The sequence below is a fragment of the Flavobacterium rarum (SeqCode) genome, from assembly GCF_965234445.1.
Classification (GTDB): domain Bacteria; phylum Bacteroidota; class Bacteroidia; order Flavobacteriales; family Flavobacteriaceae; genus Flavobacterium; species Flavobacterium rarum.
The window spans coordinates 1-20304 of sequence record NZ_OZ248485.1; the positions used below are offsets into that span (position 1 = coordinate 1).

Here is a 20304-nt window from a genome sequence, read left to right on the forward strand (position 1 = left end):
GTCATTGGAATTAAGACCAATAAATATTTTTATAAAGACGATTTATGCACATTACAATGGAATAATCAAATCAATCACAACAGGGATAACTAATGCCGTTTCAGAAGGACTAAACAGCGTGATGCAATTAGCCAGATCTAGGGCAAGAGGCTATCGAAATTCGGAAAACTTCATTGCTATGATATATTATCTTGGAAACGTATAAAAGATGTACCCACTAGTTTAGGCGAAGAGCCATTCATGTTTTGCTTAACAAAAATCCATCTTATAGATTTAAGATGGATTTTTGTATTTTTTTTAAAACATAAACCTACAAAAATATTGAATTTCAGTCGTTTAGTTAAAATTAACATACAATTTCAAAACTTATTTAGAAAAATAATTATTAATGTTCTAATTTTGACCCGTATAAATACCTGTTTTTGAATTGGTATAGAATGTTTTAACACAAAAAAGAAGGTTTTTTTATTGTTAAAGCTACATTAATTATTGTTATTGCATTGAATAAGCCCCCAAATTCTCTCCAAATACTATGAATAAAATTTTACATTTATTTACCGCTATTTTTTTTTCACTTAATATTAAATTTAAGAAAGTTGTTTTCTCTTTTTTTCAAGGCAATAAAAAATACAGTTTTTCATACAAAACTTCTTCATATAAAACTTTTGTGTTTTCAGTAGTTTTGTTGTTGACGGTTTCGTTTACGAATGCAACTGCTTATAATTCAAAAACTAGAGAAAATCTTGAACTTACAACAAGTTGGGGAACGAATACATATTGTAGTGGAAAATCATCTACTATTTTACCAACAAGTGCTTGTCCTTCGTATACAGCATCTATAAAGACTAATGGTTCAGTTTGTAATACAGCTCCTCCATCATCTGTTAGTTTAAAAGTAAAATTAGTTGGTGGTCAAAGTCCATATTCAGTACAGTTTAGAAATGAAATAACTGGTGTTGTTACAACGGTTACCAACTATATTAGTGACACAAATATAGGAATTCCTGTTCCATCAGTAACTACACCTTATACTTTGGTTTCGGTTACTGATGCTAACGGTTGTCCAGCAACCATTTCCCAAGCATATACAAGCATCTTGATGTATAGCATTCCAGCTACTCCTACTGCGAATGTTGTTAATGTTGCTTGTTCATCTGATGCTAATGGAAGTATAACAATGAATAATGCTTATCAGCCAGGATCTTTAAAGTTCAATGGCGTTAATACAAATTCTGGTTCCACATCGCCAATAGATTCTCATGTTGATTTTGGTACTACTTTATTGTCTAATAGAGCTCAATTTACTGGCGAAGGATGGATAAAATTTGATAAAAGTAAATACAAAAATAGAATGTCACTTTTCGGGCAAAATGATGTCGTAGAATTTGGTTTTGAAAATAATAATTTGAGATGTTGGACTGCGGGTGGTGGAAGTGTAGATTATGCTCTGACGTCCTATCCAGCAGATAATGCTTGGCATCATATAGCAGTAGTTGCTAACGGTACAAATCTTCAGTTTTATATTGATGGAGTAAGTGTAGCGACAGGCGGTTCTGGTACAACTAACTACGGTAGTAACACTAGTTATACTACTAAAATCGGTTGGGGAGTTATGGATGCTGGAGGTGTGGGTTTAGTAGGAGAAGTTTTTAATCTTAGTTTTTGGAACCGTGCACTTTCATTAGATGAAATAGCTGGTTTAGCAACAGGGTTTACACAATATAATAGCAAGCAAGTGGGCTTATTAGCAGGATATAGTTTTAATGAGGGAAGTGGTACTTCGATGAGTTCTGTAGGTAGTGTGGCTCCAACAGGTACTTTAAAAGGAGCAACTATACCTGTTTGGACAGATCCAAGTACTTATAGTTGGACATCTATTCCTGCAGGATTTACGAGTAGTTCTATAAATTTAACGGGTTTAAGTCCAAAAACGTATAATTTATCAATCAATTTAAAAGGTTGTCCAAAAACCACTTCATTTGTAGTAAACGCAACTAATGTTGCGCCGACTATAACTACAGCTGCTACACCTGCGATAGTTTCAGCAGTTTGTCAAAGTGGTTCAGCTCAAACCACTACAATGGCTTATACAGCAACTACAGGAATTCCTACTAGTTATAGTATTGTATGGGCAGCAGGAATAATAAATCAATCGTCTACTCCATTCTCATTTGTTTCAGGAGGTGGAACTGTTACTGGGATTAAAGTTCCGGCAAATACATCCGCTGGAAATTACGCGGGCACAATGACTATCAAGACTGATAATGGTTGCACGGCTACTCAGTCAATAACACTTACTATTGGTCCTGTTTCTACAATAGCTGCTCCAGCAGCAACATCAGCTACAAATGTTGGTTGTTCTGGTTTTACAGCAAATTGGAGTTCTGTAGCAGGGGCTACAGGGTATTATTTAGATGTTTCACCCGATAGTAATTTTGGCAACTTTAATCTGGGTGGTTTTCAAAACATAGATGTTACTCTTGCTACTTCATTCGTCGTAACTGGATTGACAACTCCTGGTCAAACGTATTATTATCGTGTTAGAGCCTATAATAATTGTGGAAGCACGTTGTTGACAGGTGGTTATTCTAATAAAGTAAGTATATTGGTAAGTGTAGCAGTTACTAATTCATCATTAACGCAATCAATTTGTTCAGGAGGAAGTTCTACTTTAGTTAATCTTACTTCTGGAGTTACTGGAACTACTTTTGCTTGGACAGCGACTGCAACAACCGGTGTAACTGGTTTTACAGCAAGCGGAAATACTGATTCAATTCCTGTACAGATTATCTCTACAAATGGGACAGGACAGGGAACGGTTACTTATGCAATTACTCCAACAGCTAATGGTTGTAATGGTCCTGCAACTAATTACACTATAGTAGTTAACCCAAGTCCAACTGTTAGTAATTCACCATCAACTCAGACAATTTGCTCTGGGTCGAGTTCTACTTTAGTTACTCTTGCCTCTGCAACTGCAGGCACTAGTTTTACTTGGACAGCCACAGCTACATCAGGTGTAACTGGTTTTGCTACTAGTGGAACGAATACAATTCCTGCTCTGAACATTTCTACAACTGGGTTAGTACAGGGTACAATTACTTATGATGTTACTCCAACAGCCAATGGGTGTCTTGGTACGGCAAGTAATTACACTATTGTAGTTAACCCAACTCCAATAGTTACCAATTCGCCATTAACCCAAACAATTTGTTCCGGAGGAAGTTCTACTGCAGTTAGTCTTACTTCAGGAGTTACAGGAACTACTTTTGCATGGACAGCTACAGCTACAGCTGGGGTTTCTGGTTTTACGACAAGTGGCACAGGATCAATTCCGGTTCAGACGATTTCTACCACAGGAACAATACAAGGAACAGTTACTTATGTTGTAACTCCAACAGCCAGTGGTTGTTCTGGTACTGTAGTAAATTATACGATATTGGTAAATCCAAAGCCAGCGGTTACCAATACCCCATTAACACAGACTATTTGTTCAGGAGGAAGTTCTACAGCAGTTAGTCTTACTTCAGGAGTTACCGGCACTACTTTTGCATGGACAGCTACAGCTACAGCCGGGGTTTCTGGTTTTACTACAAGTGGGACAGGATCAATTCCGGTTCAGACGATTTCTACCACAGGAACAATACAAGGAACAGTTACTTATGTTGTAACTCCAACAGCCAGTGGTTGTTCTGGTACTGCAGTAAATTATACGATATTGGTAAATCCAAATCCAACGGTTACCAATACCCCATTAACACAGACTATTTGTTCAGGAGGAAGTTCTACAGCAGTTAGTCTTACTTCGGGAGTTACTGGCACTACTTTTGCATGGACAGCTACAGCTACAGCTGGGGTTTCTGGTTTTACGACAAGTGGGACAGGATCAATTCCAGTTCAGACGATTTCTACTACAGGAACAACACAAGGAACAGTTACTTATGTTGTAATTCCAACAGCCATTGGTTGTTCTGGTACTGCAGTAAATTATACGATATTGGTAAATCCAAAGCCAACGGTTACTAATACCCCATTAACACAGACTATTTGTTCAGGAGGAAGTTCTACAGCAGTTAGTCTTACTTCAGGAGTTACCGGCACTACTTTTGCATGGACAGCTACAGCTACAGCCGGGGTTTCTGGTTTTACGACAAGTGGGACAGGGTCAATTCCGGTTCAGACGATTTCTACCACAGGAACAACACAAGGAACAGTTACTTATGTTGTAAATCCAACAGCCAGTGGTTGTTCTGGTACTGCAGTAAATTATACGATATTGGTAAATCCAAATCCAACGGTTATCAATACCCCATTAACGCAGACTATTTGTTCAGGAGGAAGTTCTACAGCAGTTAGTCTTGCTTCAGGAGTTACCGGCACTACTTTTGCATGGACAGCTACAGCTACAGCCGGGGTTTCTGGTTTTACGACAAGTGGGACAGGGTCAATTCCGGTTCAGACGATTTCTACCACAGGAACAACACAAGGAACAGTTACTTATGTTGTAAATCCAACAGCCAGTGGTTGTTCTGGTACTGCAGTAAATTATACGATATTGGTAAATCCAAATCCAACGGTTACCAATACCCCATTAACACAGACTATTTGTTCAGGAGGAAGTTCTACCGCAGTTAGTCTTACTTCAGGAGTTACCGGCACTACTTTTGCATGGACTGCAAGTGCTACAATAGGAGTTTCTGGTTTTACGACAAGTGGGACAGGTTCAATTCCAGTTCAGACGATTTCTACCACAGGAACAATACAAGGAACAGTTACTTATGTTGTAACTCCAACAGCCAGTGGTTGTTCTGGTACAGCAGTAAATTATACGATATTGGTAAATCCAAATCCAACGGTTACCAATACCCCATTAACACAGACTATTTGTTCAGGAGGAAGTTCTACAGCAGTTAGTCTTACTTCAGGAGTTACCGGCACTACTTTTGCATGGACAGCTACAGCTACAGCCGGGGTTTCTGGTTTTACGACAAGTGGGACAGGATCAATTCCGGTTCAGACGATTTCTACCACAGGAACAACTCAAGGGACTGTTAATTATGTCATTACGCTAACGGCAAGTGGATGTCCGGGTACAGCAACAAATTATACGGTCTTGGTAAATCCAAATTTACCTGCGAGTGTAAGTATCGCTATCACAGCGGGAACCCAGGTTTCATGTTCTGGTACCTCAGTAACTTTTACAGCTACCCCAACAAACGAGGGAACTACCCCAACATATCAATGGACTAAAAACGGTTCAAATATTGGTGGTGCTACTTCTGTAACCTATACAGGAGTTTCGGGAACAGCTTTTGTGAGTACAGATGTAATCGCTTGTGTAATGACTTCGAATGCTACACCTTGTTTAACAGGTTCTCCAACAACTTCTAACGTTGTGTCTATGACTGTCAACGCATTGCCAATAACTCCTACAGCATCTGCAACGGCACAACCTACTTGTGTTGTGTCAACTGGAACTATCACAGTTACGGCTCCAATAGGTTTAAACTATAGTATAGACGGAGTAGTATATAGCAATACCTCAGGAATTTTTAATAACGTACCAGTAGGATCATATACGGTAACAGCTTCAAATGGAACCTGTATCTCGTTGGCTTTAGCCCCTATTTCAATAAATCCTCCGGTTACCAATACTTGGAATGGAACTGCTTGGTCTAAAACAGGAAACGCTACACCACCAACATCAAGTGATATAGTAGTTTTTGCTGCAAATTTTAATATTACGACTTCTATAAACGCTTGTTCTGTTCAAATTAATCCTGGTGTAAATGTGGTAGTAGGATCTCTAGTAGGAAGCGCAGGATATTTAGTTGACAAGAACGCAAATGCTATTATGCATATCGAAAACGGTTTAACAGTTGATGCAACCAGCAGCTTGACTTTCGAGAATAATGCGAGTTTGATTCAAATTAATGATGCAGCAGCTAACAGCGGTTTAATTACTTACAAGCGTCTTACTACTCCGATGAAGAATTTTGATTTTACAGATTGGTCTTCACCGGTATCATTACAAACTTTGAAAAATTTATCACCAAATACCTTATCTGATAAATATTTTAGTTTTTGGAATAGAGTTTGGTTTACAGAGAATTCTGCCAGTGTAATGTTGCCAGGAAAAGGGTATACGATACGAACGCCAAAAGAAGGAGTTTGGGGTGCCCCGTATCCTGAAACCGTTGTTTTTCCTTATGCTCAACCTGTTTCTTTTATTGGAAAACCCAATAATGGTGTTTATACGGTGACAGTAAATTCAAACGCGGGCCGTTATAATTTTATAGGAAACCCTTATCCATCGGCATTGGATGCAAATAAATTTATTCCTGCAAACAGTGCGGGAATTAAAGGAACAATTTATATATGGACTCATAATACTCCTATTACACAAAGTGGTTCCAACTATGTTTACAGTCAAGATGATTATGCTGCATACAATGGATTTCTTCAAGCTGGAGTTGCAGCAAAAAGTCCTAATATAGGTCCAAGTGATGGTAATAGAAATCAACCTACAGGTAATATAGCAGCTGGTCAAGGATTTTTTGCCATAAGTACAACAGCAACCACTGGAAGTATAACTTTTAATAATGGTATGAGAGTTGGTTCACCTTTGAGTAATTCGCAGTTTTTCAAGGGAACAAAGACAAAAAAATCTACTATTGAGATACATCGTATTTGGTTGAATTTGAGCAATAGCCAAGGAGCATTCAAACAAACCTTGATTGGGTATGCTACAGGGGCAACCAATGGAGATGATGCTGATTATGACGGATCAAATTATACTAAAAATGCTTATATTGATTTTTACAGTTTGATAAGCACTAAAAAATGTGTGATACAAGGACGTGCTTTGCCATTTGACACAAAAGATGAAGTTCCTTTGGGTTACAAATCAACAATAGATGGTAGTTTTTCAATAAGTATTGATCAAATTGATGGAGTATTGGCCAGTCAAGATGTATTCCTTCAGGACAAAACTGCTTCGATTTATTATAATTTAAAAAAAGGACCTTATACTTTTAATACCCTAAAAGGATCATTTGATGATCGTTTTGTATTGGTTTATGTTGATAAATCTGTTGTTGTTCCTCCAGTTGTTGTAACGCCACCAGTAGTAGTAGTTCCACCAGTAGTTGTAGAACCACCAGTTGTAGTTGTTCCTCCAGTTGTTGTAACACCACCAGTTGTCGTTGTTCCACCTGTCGTTGTAGAACCGCCAGTTGTAGTTGTTCCTCCACCTGTAATTGTAGAACCACCAGTTGTAGTTGTTCCTCCTGTTGTTGTAACGCCACCTGTAATTGTAGAACCGCCAGTTGTAGTTGTTCCTCCAGTTATTGTAACGCCACCTGTAGTTGTAATACCGCCAGTTGTTGTAGAGCCGCCAGTAGTAGTTGTACCTCCTGTAGTTGTAATACCGCCAGTTGTTGTAGAGCCACCGGTTGTAGTTGTTCCTCCGGTAGTTGTAGAACCACCAGTTGTAGTTATTCCTCCAGTTGTTGTAACGCCACCTGTAGTTGTAGAACCACCAGTTGTCGTTGTTCCTCCTGTAGTTGTTGAGCCTCCGGTTGTAGTTGTTCCACCAGTTGTTGTAACTCCACCAGTAGTTGTAGAGCCGCCAGTTGTAGTTGTTCCTCCAGTTGTTGTGACGCCACCAGTAGTTGTAGAGCCGCCAGTTATAGTTGTTCCACCAATCGTGATTCCACCAGTAGTTGTTATAGATCCTACTTTGGAAAATCCAGAGTACACCAAAACAGGCAAAGCAGTTGTTGTTTCTGTAAATAACCATCAAATTAAAATTAACTCTTTCGATGAGACGATTTCAAAAGTGATGGTGTACGATTTAACGGGAAGGCTACTTTTTGAAAATGATAATGTAAATAAAAATGAGTATATAATTCAAAATCTGAATTCAACTGATCAATTTTTAATTGTAATCACGCAACTTGTAAATGGTAAATGGGTAACTAAGGAAATTGTTTTTTAGAAATTTAGTGAATTTTATAAATATCTTAATCCCATTCTGTTAATTTAGAATGGGATTTTTTTTTGTTATTATAATATTGATAAATAAAAAAAAAGAGGCTGTTCACTATTACTTGATAAATAATTGCGCAACTATATTTTTTAATATAAAAAGATTACATTTTTTTAATTTAACATTTGATTGTCTAATAAAATTTAGTTTATGACGATAATTTAGAACTTAATAGATTTATATTTGTGAAAATTTTTTTAAGTACTTATTGTAAAGTATTTACATTAATTTCTAATGACAATACCAACTGATAAAAATCAGGTTCATTAGTAAAGAACAATTAATTCTAATTATGAAAATAAAACTACTATCTGTAATTTTACTAATATTCTTATGCCAAAACATCAGTTTTGCTCAATGTTCATTTGGTAACCTGCCTTTTAATGCGTCTATTCAATCAATATGTTACAATACCGAAGTTATTTCTCCAAATGTGGGAGAAGTTACTACTACTGGTGTAACTGTTGGACGTTATGTGGCAGTAAATGTTGTAAAAGGATATTCGTATACCATAAAAACCACAAATACTGATTTAGGTTTTATAAAAAGAGTAACGCTGTTTGACAGTAGTTCAACAGGGGTAAGTCTTCTCACAGCTAAAGCAACTGCGAATAATACTGCAATTTCTCTATCTTGGTTAGCCACTTTTACTGGTGTTTTGTATGTGCAATTCAATAATGATGGTAATGGTTGTGCGACGAGTTCGAGTGTAGATACAGTTGCTATAGCTTACACAGGGGGAAGCAATATATCTGACTCACCAACTGCCTTTGGTATGGATAGCTGGATTGGTCATGTTTATGATTTTTCTAATTCAACGGTAGCAGTACCTCCTTCCGATACCAATGCTTTTTCTAATTACTTAGGTAGTTTTGTTCAAAATAATACTGTTTCGGGCTCAACAAGGTCATTTGTTCAAGGTTATGGAGGCAATGATACTTGTTTTTCATTTAGTGCAGGAGGAACTCCTCAAACTTTAAGGACAGATACTTTTGCCGTACGATATAGAATGCAAACTACACCAGCTACGTATCCTGCTGGTTGCTATTTTGTAAATGTTAGAGGAGATGATGGAGTCCGATTGTATATTGATGATACTTTGGTATTTAATGCTTGGTTGCAACAAGGTCCGACTGATTATAATAATGTTTTGGTATATCTAAATGGTAACAGTCAATTAGTATTTGATTACTATGAAAAAAACGGTCAAAATGAGTCTAATTTTACGATTTTTCCTGTCGATGTTGCTACTATAAATAGTTTAAACACAATTACTCCATTAGGTCCAATAACAAGATGTGCAGCTACGAATACTACTTTAACAGGTTCTGTTGTTGCAGCACAAGGAAACAATGCTATACCACCAGTGACATACCAATGGCAATATTCTAATGATAACAACATTACTTGGAATGATATATCTGGTGCTACAACAAAAGACTATACAGTACCGGGAACTTCCCCTGCGGTTGCCACACAAATATATTATAGAAGAAATGTAAAAGGTGCAACTACAAACTCAGCGGCATGTGTTTATAACTCAAATGCTGTTGCTATTATTACAGATTCTACCGTAGCTCCAACTGTACCAATATCATCAGCAGGGACTAATATTAGCTGTTCTGGTTTTACTGCAAATTGGAATACAGTGTCTTCGGCCACAAGTTATATATTGGATGTTTCTAGTGATGCAGGTTTTACAACTCTAGTTGTTAGTGGTTTGAATGTGGGTTTTGTTACTTCACATAATGTTACAGGATTGGCTGCTGGGACTTATTATTATCGAGTACGAGCCTATAGTTCATGTCCTGCAACTACTACTGGAAATTCTTTGAGTCAAACGGTTACAATTTTATCTCTTCCTTTAGCTACTATTAGCGGTAATACAACGGTTTGTCAAAATGCAAGCTCACCAAATGTAACTTTTACTAATTCTCTTAGTAATGCTATAACCCTAACTTATAATATTAATGGAGGAACAAATACTACTATAAATGTGGCTGCTAATTCTATAGCAACAGTTCCAGTATCTACTGCTTCTTCAGGTTCTTTTGTTTATAATTTGGTAAGTGCGGTTTATCAATTAACTCCTAGTTGTTCGAGTAGTTTATCTGGTTCGGCAATAGTAACTATAAACGCTTTATTATCAGTAGCCCCCAATAAGGTTGATGAAACCTGTCCTACATCAAATAATGGAACTATTTCACCTGTTCTTTCAGGTGGTCTTACCAATATTAGATACATAAAATTGACTCAAAAATACGTTAATGCAGATGCTTGGCAGCAGGTTGCAGAAATTGAAGCTTTTGAGGTTTTTTCGGGTACAAATGTTGCACGTTCTTCAAATGGAGCAATTGCTTCATCCTCTTCGAATTATTCTGCTTCGTATTTGCCGGCAATGGCTATAGATGGGCTTAATAATGTTAATAATAATTTGTGGCACAGTGGGACTACAAATATTAATGAATGGATTAAAGTAGACCTTCAATCAAGTAAAAATATTGATTATATAAAAATCTATAATCGTGCAGATTGTTGTCAAGTAAGAGGACAAAATATGTTGTTGGAACTTTTTGATGCATCCAATAATCTGGTTTATTCAAAAACAATAGATTTATACCAAGCAGGAGCAAATGTGCCTGTTACTGTTAATGTATTGGATGTTACATGGGCAGATGGCGCACCAACTTTGAATCGTACTGCTTTGGATTCTGGAACTTATACTTTGAATGCTTCAGATGCAGTAGGATGTTCGGTGAGTTCTCCAATAAATATAGCTTCAATAAATCCAAACGCAAGTATAGCTTCGGTTACAGGAACAAGTCCATTGTGTATTACAGGGACAGCTACTTATGCTGCCAACGCGGTAGTTTTAGGAGGCGGAGCAGGGTCTTGGAGTAGCAGTGATACGACAATAGCGACAGTAAGTGCTGCAGGATTGGTTACAGGAGTTTCTGCAGGATCAGCTAACATTATTTATACCATTACAGGTGGCTGTGGCGGAACAGTATCTGTACAACAATCGGTAACTATAAGTCCAAACGCAAGTATAGCTTCGGTTACAGGAACAAGTCCATTGTGTATTGCAGGAACAGCTACTTATGCTGCCAACACGTTAGTTTTAAGTGGTGGAACAGGAGCGTGGAGCAGCAGCAATACGGCAGTAGCGACAGTAAGTGCAGCAGGATTGGTTACTGGAGTTTCTGGAGGTTCAGCTAATATTATTTATACCATTACAGGAGGCTGTGGCGGAACAGTATCTGCACAACAAACGGTTTTAATCAATGCTACTCCTGCAGCGCCAGTTCTTAACAATGTTGTATTAAATTGTAGTGATACAACGGCTAATGGCACATGGGCAGCCATTCCAAATATTGCGAATTATCGATTTGATGTTTCTTTGGATCCTTTGTTTGGATCTTTTATACCGGGTTATCAAGATATTTCTGTAGCACCTTCGTTAAGTCCTACTGAATCGGTAGCTGTTAATGGATTGACACCAGGAGTTACTTATTATGCTAGAGCTAGAACAATAAGTAGTTGTGGTACGCCAAGTGTTAATTCTAATACGGCAACAATTTCTGTCCCGATTACCACAACAACAGATGGTGGTTTAACTTGGGACAACTTATCTCCGGATAATTCTAAAAAAGCCGTCTTTGCAGTTGGTTCAGCAAGCAGTGTGCCAATGGTAACTCCAATAAACGCTTGTTCTGTACAAATCAATCCAGGAGTAAATGTGGTTGTTGGAGCTCCAGGAAATGCAAACTCAAATGCTATTTTACATATTGAAAACGGTTTGACTATTGATGCAACCAGCAGCTTGACTTTCGAGAATAATGCGAGTTTGATTCAAATTAATAATACTGCGGTAAATAGTGGTTTAATTACTTACAAACGTATTACAACCCCGATGAAGAATTTTGATTTTACGGATTGGTCTTCACCTGTTTTAGGTCAAACCTTGAAAGCATTGTCTCCAAACACATTATCGGATAAGTATTATAGTTTTTCGGACAGAGTTTGGATAACAGAGAATCCGATCAATACAATGTCTCCTGGAAAAGGCTACACGATACGAACACCAAAAGGAGGCGTTTGGGGAGCGCCATATCCAGAAACAGTCGTGTTTCCATACTCACAACCTGTTTCGTTTATTGGGACGCCCAATAATGGTGTTTATACGGTGACAGTAAATTTAAACGCAGGCCGTTATAATTTTATAGGAAACCCTTATCCATCGGCATTGGATGCAAATAAATTTATTCCTGCAAACAGTGCGGGAATTAAAGGAACAATTTATATATGGACTCATAATACTCCTATTACACAAAGTGGTTCCAACTATGTTTACAGTCAAAATGATTATGCTAGTTATAATCCATTTGTTGGAGGAGTTGCAGCAGGTAGTTCAACCATTCCTGGAGCAAATAACAAAGCACCTACAGGTAATATAGCAGCTGGTCAAGGATTTTTTGCCATAAGTACAACAGCAACCACTGGAAGTATAACGTTTAATAATGGTATGAGAGTTGGTTCACCTTTGAGTAATTCGCAGTTTTTCAAGGGAACGAAGACAAAAAAATCTACTTTTGAGAGACATAGAGTTTGGTTGAGTTTGAGTAATACCCAAGGAGCATTCAAACAAACCTTGATTGGGTATGCCACAGGAGCAACCAATGGAGATGATGCTGATTATGACGGATCAAATTATACTAAAAATGCTTATATTGATTTTTACAGTTTGATAAGCACTAAAAAATGTGTGATACAAGGACGTGCTTTGCCATTTGACACAAAAGATGAAGTTCCTTTGGGTTACAAATCAACAATAGATGGTAGTTTTTCAATAAGTATTGATCAAATTGATGGAGTATTGGCCAGTCAAGATGTATTCCTTCAGGACAAAACTGCTTCGATTTATTATAATTTAAAAAAAGGACCTTATACTTTTAATACCCTAAAAGGATCATTTGATGATCGTTTTGTATTGGTTTATGTTGACAAATCTGTTGTTGTTCCTCCAGTTGTTGTAACGCCACCAGTAGTTGTAGAGCCACCAGTAGTAGTAGAACCACCAGTTGTTGTAGAGCCACCGGTTGTAGTTATTCCACCAGTAGTAGTAGTTCCACCTGTAGTTGTAGAACCACCAGTTGTAGTTGTTCCTCCAGTTGTTGTAACGCCTCCGGTTGTAGTTGTTCCACCTGTAGTTGTAACACCTCCAGTTGTTGTAGAGCCACCGGTTGTAGTTGTTCCACCTGTAGTTGTAGATCCACCTGTAGTTGTAGAACCACCAGTTGTAGTTGTTCCTCCTGTAGTTGTAACACCGCCAGTTGTCGTAGAGCCACCGGTAGTAGTTGTACCTCCTGTAGTTGTAGAGCCACCTGTAGTTGTAATACCACCTGTAGTTGTAGAACCACCAGTTGTAGTTGTTCCTCCAGTTATTGTTACGCCACCAGTAGTTGTAGAGCCACCTGTTGTAGTTGTTCCTCCAGTTGTTGTAACGCCACCAGTAGTTGTAGAACCACCTGTTGTAGTTGTACCTCCTGTAGTTGTAATACCTCCAGTTGTTGTAGAGCCACCGGTTGTAGTTGTTCCTCCGGTAGTTGTAGAACCACCAGTTGTCGTTGTTCCACCAATCGTGATTCCACCAGTAGTTGTTATAGATCCTACTTTGGAAAATCCAGAGTACACCAAAACAGGCAAAGCAGTTGTTGTTTCTGTAAATAACCATCAAATTAAAATTAACTCTTTCGATGAGACGATTTCAAAAGTGATGGTGTACGATTTAACGGGTAGGCTACTTTTTGAAAATGATAATGTAAATAAAAATGAGTATATAATTCAAAATCTGAATTCAACTGATCAATTTTTAATTGTAATCACGCAACTTGTAAATGGTAAATGGGTAACTAAGGAAATTGTATTTTAGAAATTAAATTAATGATTAATTCAATCCCATCTTGTTACTTCAAGATGGGATTTTTTTTATGTAAAAGATCCTGATAGTTTCAATATTATGAATACTTTTTAGAATTAATTTGACTTTCCTTTTTTATATTTGGTTTTGTATTTTGAATTTGAAGTAAGTTCTTGGTTTTGAAGAAGAATTCAGATGCAGTAGATTTCTATTACGGAATTTGGGTTGAATGATTATTACAAAGAAATTACTCTAAAATTAATTTTTTACTAGTCTTATTTCTGATATTATATGTAAATTGCGTATTTACATATAATATTTTTCTGATTTTTAAACTAGTTTTTTATGAGGCACTATCTAGTATTATTTTCTATTCTTTTTTTTAAATCTTTTGGATTTTATGGACAATCTATTTTTTCTAATCCCATTACGGGTATTAATCCAAATCTTTTAAATCCTTATACCAATGGACAGTTAGTAGATCCAAATTGTACGGTTTCGGGTATTGGAAGAGGAAGCGGTATTTTGGGTAAAAATGCTAACAATAGATACAATGCAATTGGATGGAATACTGCTGTAATTGATTCTAATAAATATTTTGAATTTGTTATAACTCCAATAAGTGGAAAGAGAATTGATTTTTTAAGCTTTTATTTTCTAGGACAAATTTCACTTTATGGCCCTTCTCATTTCGTTTTTCGTTCAAGTATAGATGGTTTTTCAACAAATATTGCTACTCTTGTTGGTACGGGCGGTACTGTATCTTTATCAGATCCTAACTTTCAAAATATAATTGAACCTATTACTTTTAGAATTTACAGTTGGGGAGCTACTAATGGAAATGCAACTTTCAGTATCAATAAGTTTGATTTTAAAGGTACAACAGATTGTGCGCTTCCCGAAAAACCGAGATTAACGGATATTCCGATTTCATGTTCATCGACTTCATTTGAAGTTAATTGGGTTCCTCCTTTTCTAGCCAAAAATTATATTTTTGATGTTGCTACCGACCCAAGTTTCAATAATCCTGTGGTTGGATATTTTAATTTGCTGTTAGAAAATGTTACTAATCAAATTGTTGTTGGTATAACTGCAGGAGAAACGTATTATGTTCGTTTACGAGCAATGAATGATTGTGGATTAAGTAATTATTCAAATACTAGTATTGTCTTTTCTCCATCAACTACTTTTGATGGTGTTTCTTGGGATAATGATTTGCCAGATAGTACAAAAAAAGTTGTTTTTGCGGGCAATGCCACAATCGTTTCACCATTAAATGCTTGTTCTGTTAAGATCAATCCAGGTGTAAATGTAGTGGTCGGAGAAACAGGAGGAACAAATGGTACCGCTATTTTGCATTTAGAAAATGGATTAGAGGTAGTCGGTACAGGTGCTTTGACTTTCGAGAATAATGCTAGTTTAATTCAGGTGAATGATGCTGCTGTTAATTCAGGTAAAATCACTTACAAACGTATTTCCTCTCCAATGAAAATTTTTGATTTTACGGATTGGTCTAGCCCAGTTTCAGGACAAACACTAAAAGAATTATCACCAAACACTTTGTCGGATAAATATTTTAGTTTTTGGGACAGAGTTTGGATTACTGAGAATTCTGATAATACAATGCTAACAGGAAAAGGTTATACAATACGAACGCCGAAAGAGGGAGTTTGGGGAGCTCCTTATCCAGAAACTGTAGTGTTTCCTTATCGCCAGCCCGTTTCGTTTATTGGTACTCCCAATAATGGAATTTATACTGTAGCTGTAAATCCAAATGCTGGGCGTTACAGCTTTATTGGAAACCCTTATCCATCGGCATTGAATGCAGATGTATTTGTTTCTAACAACGCTGGCGCAATCAAAGGAACAATTTACATTTGGACGCACAATACGTCTATTACTCAAAACGGTACGAATTACATTTACAGCCAAGATGATTATGCGTCTTATAATGCTTTTCTTGGGGCTGGAGTTGCTGCAGCAAGTTCTACCGTATCTGGAGCAAATGACAAAGCACCAACAGGTAAAATAGCTGCAGGTCAAGGATTTTTTGTCATTAGCACCACTGGAACTACAGGTAGTATTGTATTCAATAATAGTATGCGCGAACATTCCGTAGCGAATAATTCCCAGTTTTTTAAGGGTTCAAGTACAAAGAAATCTTCTATTGAGAGGCATCGAGTTTGGTTGAGTTTGAGCAATATTCAGGGCGCATTCAAGCAAATTTTGATTGGTTATGCTACAGGAGCGACCAATGGTGATGATGTTTTATTCGATGGGTCAAATTATTCTAAAAATGCCTATATTGATTTTTGTAGTTTGATCAGTACAAAAAAATGTGTGATTCAAGGACGTGCCTTGCCATTTGATAAAAAAGACGAAGTTCCTTTGGGGTATAAATCTTCAATTGATGGTAGTTTTTCTATAAGTATTGATCAAATTGATGGAGTATTGGCCAGTCAGGATGTATTCCTTCAGGACAAAACGGCTTCGATTTATTATAATTTAAAAAAAGGGCCTTATACTTTTAACACCTTGAAAGGAACATTTGATGATCGTTTTGCATTGGTGTATGTTGATAAATTAGATGTGGTTGAGCCTACAATGAAAGATATACCATCTATAGTGCTTTTGGATGCAAAGTCGAAGTATTTTTCTATTGATAACAAAGAAAAAGCCGTAATGGTATTTGTTAAAAATCATCAAATTAATGTCGATTCATTTGAAGAAAACATCGAATCAGTTTTGGTGTTTGATTTGAAAGGAAGGGTGCTTTATAAAAAGGACAATATTGCAAAAAAGCAATTTTTTGCCACCGATTTTTTGCCAACAAACCAAATTTTAATTGTAAAAACAATTTTAAGTAATGCTGCTATTAAAACATATAAGCTATTTTTTTAGATTTAACTTTTTTCATCAATTGAAAAACCCCATGATCAATATGAAAATGGGGTTTGATTAATTTTTTTAAAATAAAAATTATTTTCCTTTTATAGAAGCTTCCAAGTTTTTTTCTATGGTATGACTTGGCCTTGTCCATTTTGGTTTTTCGCCCAAAGACTCATATTGAGAATCTACTGCTTCAACAGTTGGACGTTGTGCTACTTTTTTAAATGGTTTTTGAGGTTTTAAACCCAATATATCAAACATTTTCATGTCTTCATTTACATCTGGATTTGGCGTAGTCAGCAATTTGTCTCCTGCAAAAATGGAATTGGCTCCTGCAAAGAAACACATAGCTTGGCCTTCACGACTCATATTCATTCTTCCAGCAGACAAACGAACTTGGGTTTCCGGCATTACAATCCTTGTTGTTGCAACCATTCGAATCATTTCCCAAATTTCAACTGGTTTTTCATTTTCCATTGGAGTTCCATCTACTGCCACTAATGCATTAATTGGCACCGATTCGGGTTGAGGATTCAAAGTAGATAGTGCAACAAGCATTCCAGCTCTGTCTTCTATACTTTCTCCCATTCCTATAATTCCTCCGCTACAAACGGTAACGTTTGTTTTACGAACATTTTCTATGGTTTGTAAACGATCTTCAAAACCTCGAGTCGAAATTACTTCTTTGTAATAATCTTCGGAAGTGTCCAAATTATGATTGTAGGCATACAATCCAGCTTCCGATAAACGTTGGGCTTGATTTTCGGTAATCATACCCAATGTACAACATACTTCCATGTCCATTTTGTTAATAGTACGCACCATTTCCAAAACCTGATCAAATTCTGGGCCGTCTTTTACATTTCTCCACGCAGCACCCATACATACACGAGATGACCCGCCAGATTTTGCTTGAATTGCTTGTTCTTTAACTTGATTTACAGACATTAAATTATTTCCTTCAACGCCAGTGTTGTATCTTGCTGCTTGTGGGCAATACCCGCAATCTTCAGAACAACCACCTGTTTTTATGGAAACCAGTGTAGAAACCTGAACCACGTTTGGATCATGTTGCTCTCGATGGATTGTAGCTGCTTCAAAAAGCAAGTCCATCATCGGTTTATTGTATATAGCAATTATTTCTTCCTTCGTCCAGTCGTGTTTTGTGATACTCATTGATCCTTTATTTTGATGCATCAAAAGTAATCAAATTGTATTAAAGTAACAATGCTCTTGTCATAAAAAGACTAATTCAATATAGTCTGAAAAAGTAGTTTAATCGGCTATAAATTTGTCATTATAATATAACATAAGCATCAATGTAACAATCACAGAAGAAGCGATTCCTTCAAAAAATAAAGTAAAACAATACATGTTTATAGAAGGATGACCTCCGAACAAAAAAGTTTCGGATAATTTTTTAATATATTCATCACCTCCTCTTATATAGCTGTATATCAACAACCCAAGAACTGACAAAAATACACCTAAAACCGAGGTTACCATAGCCGCCTTTGCATTGCGTATAAAGTTGGTCTTGCCCTTTTTTATCCGAGTTTGAATCGTGTTGTTAACAGCATATATAATAAAAAACACATTGAATAATCTTAAATAAAAAATGTCGGATAACTTTAAGAATTCCATCAAAAGAAAATAGCTTCCTATTGTTATAAAAATAAAAAAACTGTTTTTAATTTCTCTTTTTACTTTCATTTTATTTTTGTTTTTAAAAGTTAGAACTGTAATTTAGGTCTGGTAATCAGATAGTCTGATATAAATTTACAAAAAATTATCTTTAAAATTACACAAAAAACGATTTCGTAGTTTTTTATCCTTAATATGAAATCTGAATTTTAAAATTGTTGCCGTATTGGTTTGGGCGTGCCACCATAAAATAAAGAGGCCAGACTTAGATGCTGCTTATTCGGCCTCTTCATTTTATGCTGTCGGGCTCATCTGGTCCGCCACGGCGGATTCCGTCTATCCCTCACGTAAAATAACAGATTCGATCACCTTTGTCTATCCCGATAATTATAGGGGTAAACTTTGACAAAGGTGATCGATTCAACACAACTTTAGTATTTTATAGATTTCTATTTCAAATAATAGAAGGGTATATTATAAACACATTCTAACCTTTAAAGATTACTAAAATAATCCAGGGAAGTATTTTTATCTTTTTTCAATTGTTCTTTTAAAAGGGAAAGGGATTCAAATTTTTGTTCCGAACGGATTCTTTCTAATAGTGAAACCGTAATTTTTTGACCGTACAAATCGTCGTTAAAGTCGAAAAAGTTTATTTCAATCGTTTGGTTTTTGCCTTCTACTGTTGGGTTATTGCCAATATTCATCATACCCAAAACAGTCTCATCGTTGATAATGCTTTTGGCAATATAAACTCCGTTTTTCGGAATAAGTTTAAAATTCTCTTCTAGTTGTATATTGGCGGTTGGAAAACCTATAGTTCTGCCCAATTGCTTTCCTTTGGCAACAATTCCAGTAAGGGAGTAATTGTATCCTAAATATTCATTGGCTAATGAAACAATCCCTTCAGACAAAGCTTGCCTGATTTTGGTTGAACTTACAGACACTTCTTTGATTTCTTGAGCTGTAATTTCTTCAACTTCAAAATTGTACTGTTTGCCAAAAGTTTTTAAATCTTCTATATTGGCAGTTCTATTCCGACCAAATCGATGGTCGTGTCCAATTATTATTTTATGAATGTGAAATTGATCTACTAATATGTCTTTCACAAATTCTGCTGCGGTTAATCTTGAAAATTTTTCATCAAAAGGATGAATTACTAGATTTTGAATGCCAATTTTGTCTAATAAATCAATTTTTTCTTCTATGGTATTGAGTAATTTTATATCCGAATCTTCTTGAAGTACCATACGTGGATGCGGAAAAAAAGTAAGAACTAAGCTTTCGTATTTATAATTTTCTGTATTTTGAGTTAACTTTTCTAAGATTTTTTTGTGACCAAAGTGAACGCCATCAAAAGTACCTAACGTTAGAATCGTTTTTTTTATGCTTCCATTTGCGGAAACTTGGAAATCGTTTATCGAATGAAAAATCTTCAAAATAGCTTTTTTTAATTTTTTGCAAATTTATACTATCTATTTTAAAAAGAAGTATAAGATGTTTTAATTTAAGTCTTGAGAGTCGAAAATTTTTAAATTATAATAAATAATAGGATTATCGGCAACTAATACTTTCCGATATTATGAAAACGATTTAAAAAACGACCACAAATTAGTAGATTAAAATTAGTATGATGGCAATAATAAAAACACCTATTTCTTACGACTTTATTAAATAGTGCAATGTATTAAAGAGATCATTTTAAAAAATATGTGAATCCGTAGCTAAATATACTTGGTATGTTTTGCACACAATCATAATAAATTAAATAGTAATAAAATCTAATTCGCTATTTAGTAAA

7 protein-coding genes are annotated in these 20304 nt (G+C 36.1%); 4 read left to right on the top strand and 3 right to left on the bottom strand.

What is annotated here, in order from left to right; all coding sequences use genetic code 11:
• The 4 genes from AC8GF4_RS06670 to AC8GF4_RS06685 all read left to right on the top strand — a co-directional run.
• Positions 1-205: transposase (locus tag AC8GF4_RS06670; RefSeq protein WP_506593471.1), on the top strand; the 205-nt coding region annotated here is incomplete at its 5' end.
• A 327-nt stretch (positions 206-532) separates the two neighbouring features.
• Entirely contained in the window at positions 533-7999 is a 7467-nt protein-coding gene (locus tag AC8GF4_RS06675) for a RemA C-terminal-like gliding motility protein (RefSeq protein ID WP_506593472.1), read from the top strand.
• Between the two features lie 343 nt (positions 8000-8342).
• Positions 8343-13982, top strand: coding sequence for a RemA C-terminal-like gliding motility protein (locus AC8GF4_RS06680; protein ID WP_506593473.1), 5640 nt, complete (start codon positions 8343-8345; stop codon positions 13980-13982).
• A gap of 333 nt (positions 13983-14315) precedes the next feature.
• The gene (locus tag AC8GF4_RS06685; protein ID WP_506593474.1) at positions 14316-16871 is read left to right on the top strand and encodes a RemA C-terminal-like gliding motility protein; all 2556 of its coding nucleotides are present in this window, start codon (positions 14316-14318) and stop codon (positions 16869-16871) included.
• A gap of 78 nt (positions 16872-16949) precedes the next feature.
• Here AC8GF4_RS06685 and bioB read toward each other — a convergent pair whose 3' ends face one another.
• From bioB to AC8GF4_RS06700, 3 genes are all read right to left on the bottom strand, one after another.
• Positions 16950-18035, bottom strand: coding sequence for a biotin synthase BioB (bioB, locus tag AC8GF4_RS06690; protein WP_506593475.1), 1086 nt, complete (start codon positions 18033-18035; stop codon positions 16950-16952).
• A gap of 99 nt (positions 18036-18134) precedes the next feature.
• Entirely contained in the window at positions 18135-18572 is a 438-nt protein-coding gene (locus tag AC8GF4_RS06695; protein ID WP_506593476.1) for a hypothetical protein, read from the bottom strand.
• Between the two features lie 425 nt (positions 18573-18997).
• Positions 18998-19942, bottom strand: coding sequence for a bifunctional riboflavin kinase/FAD synthetase (locus AC8GF4_RS06700; protein WP_506593477.1), 945 nt, complete (start codon positions 19940-19942; stop codon positions 18998-19000).
• Positions 19943-20304 lie beyond the last annotated feature (362 nt).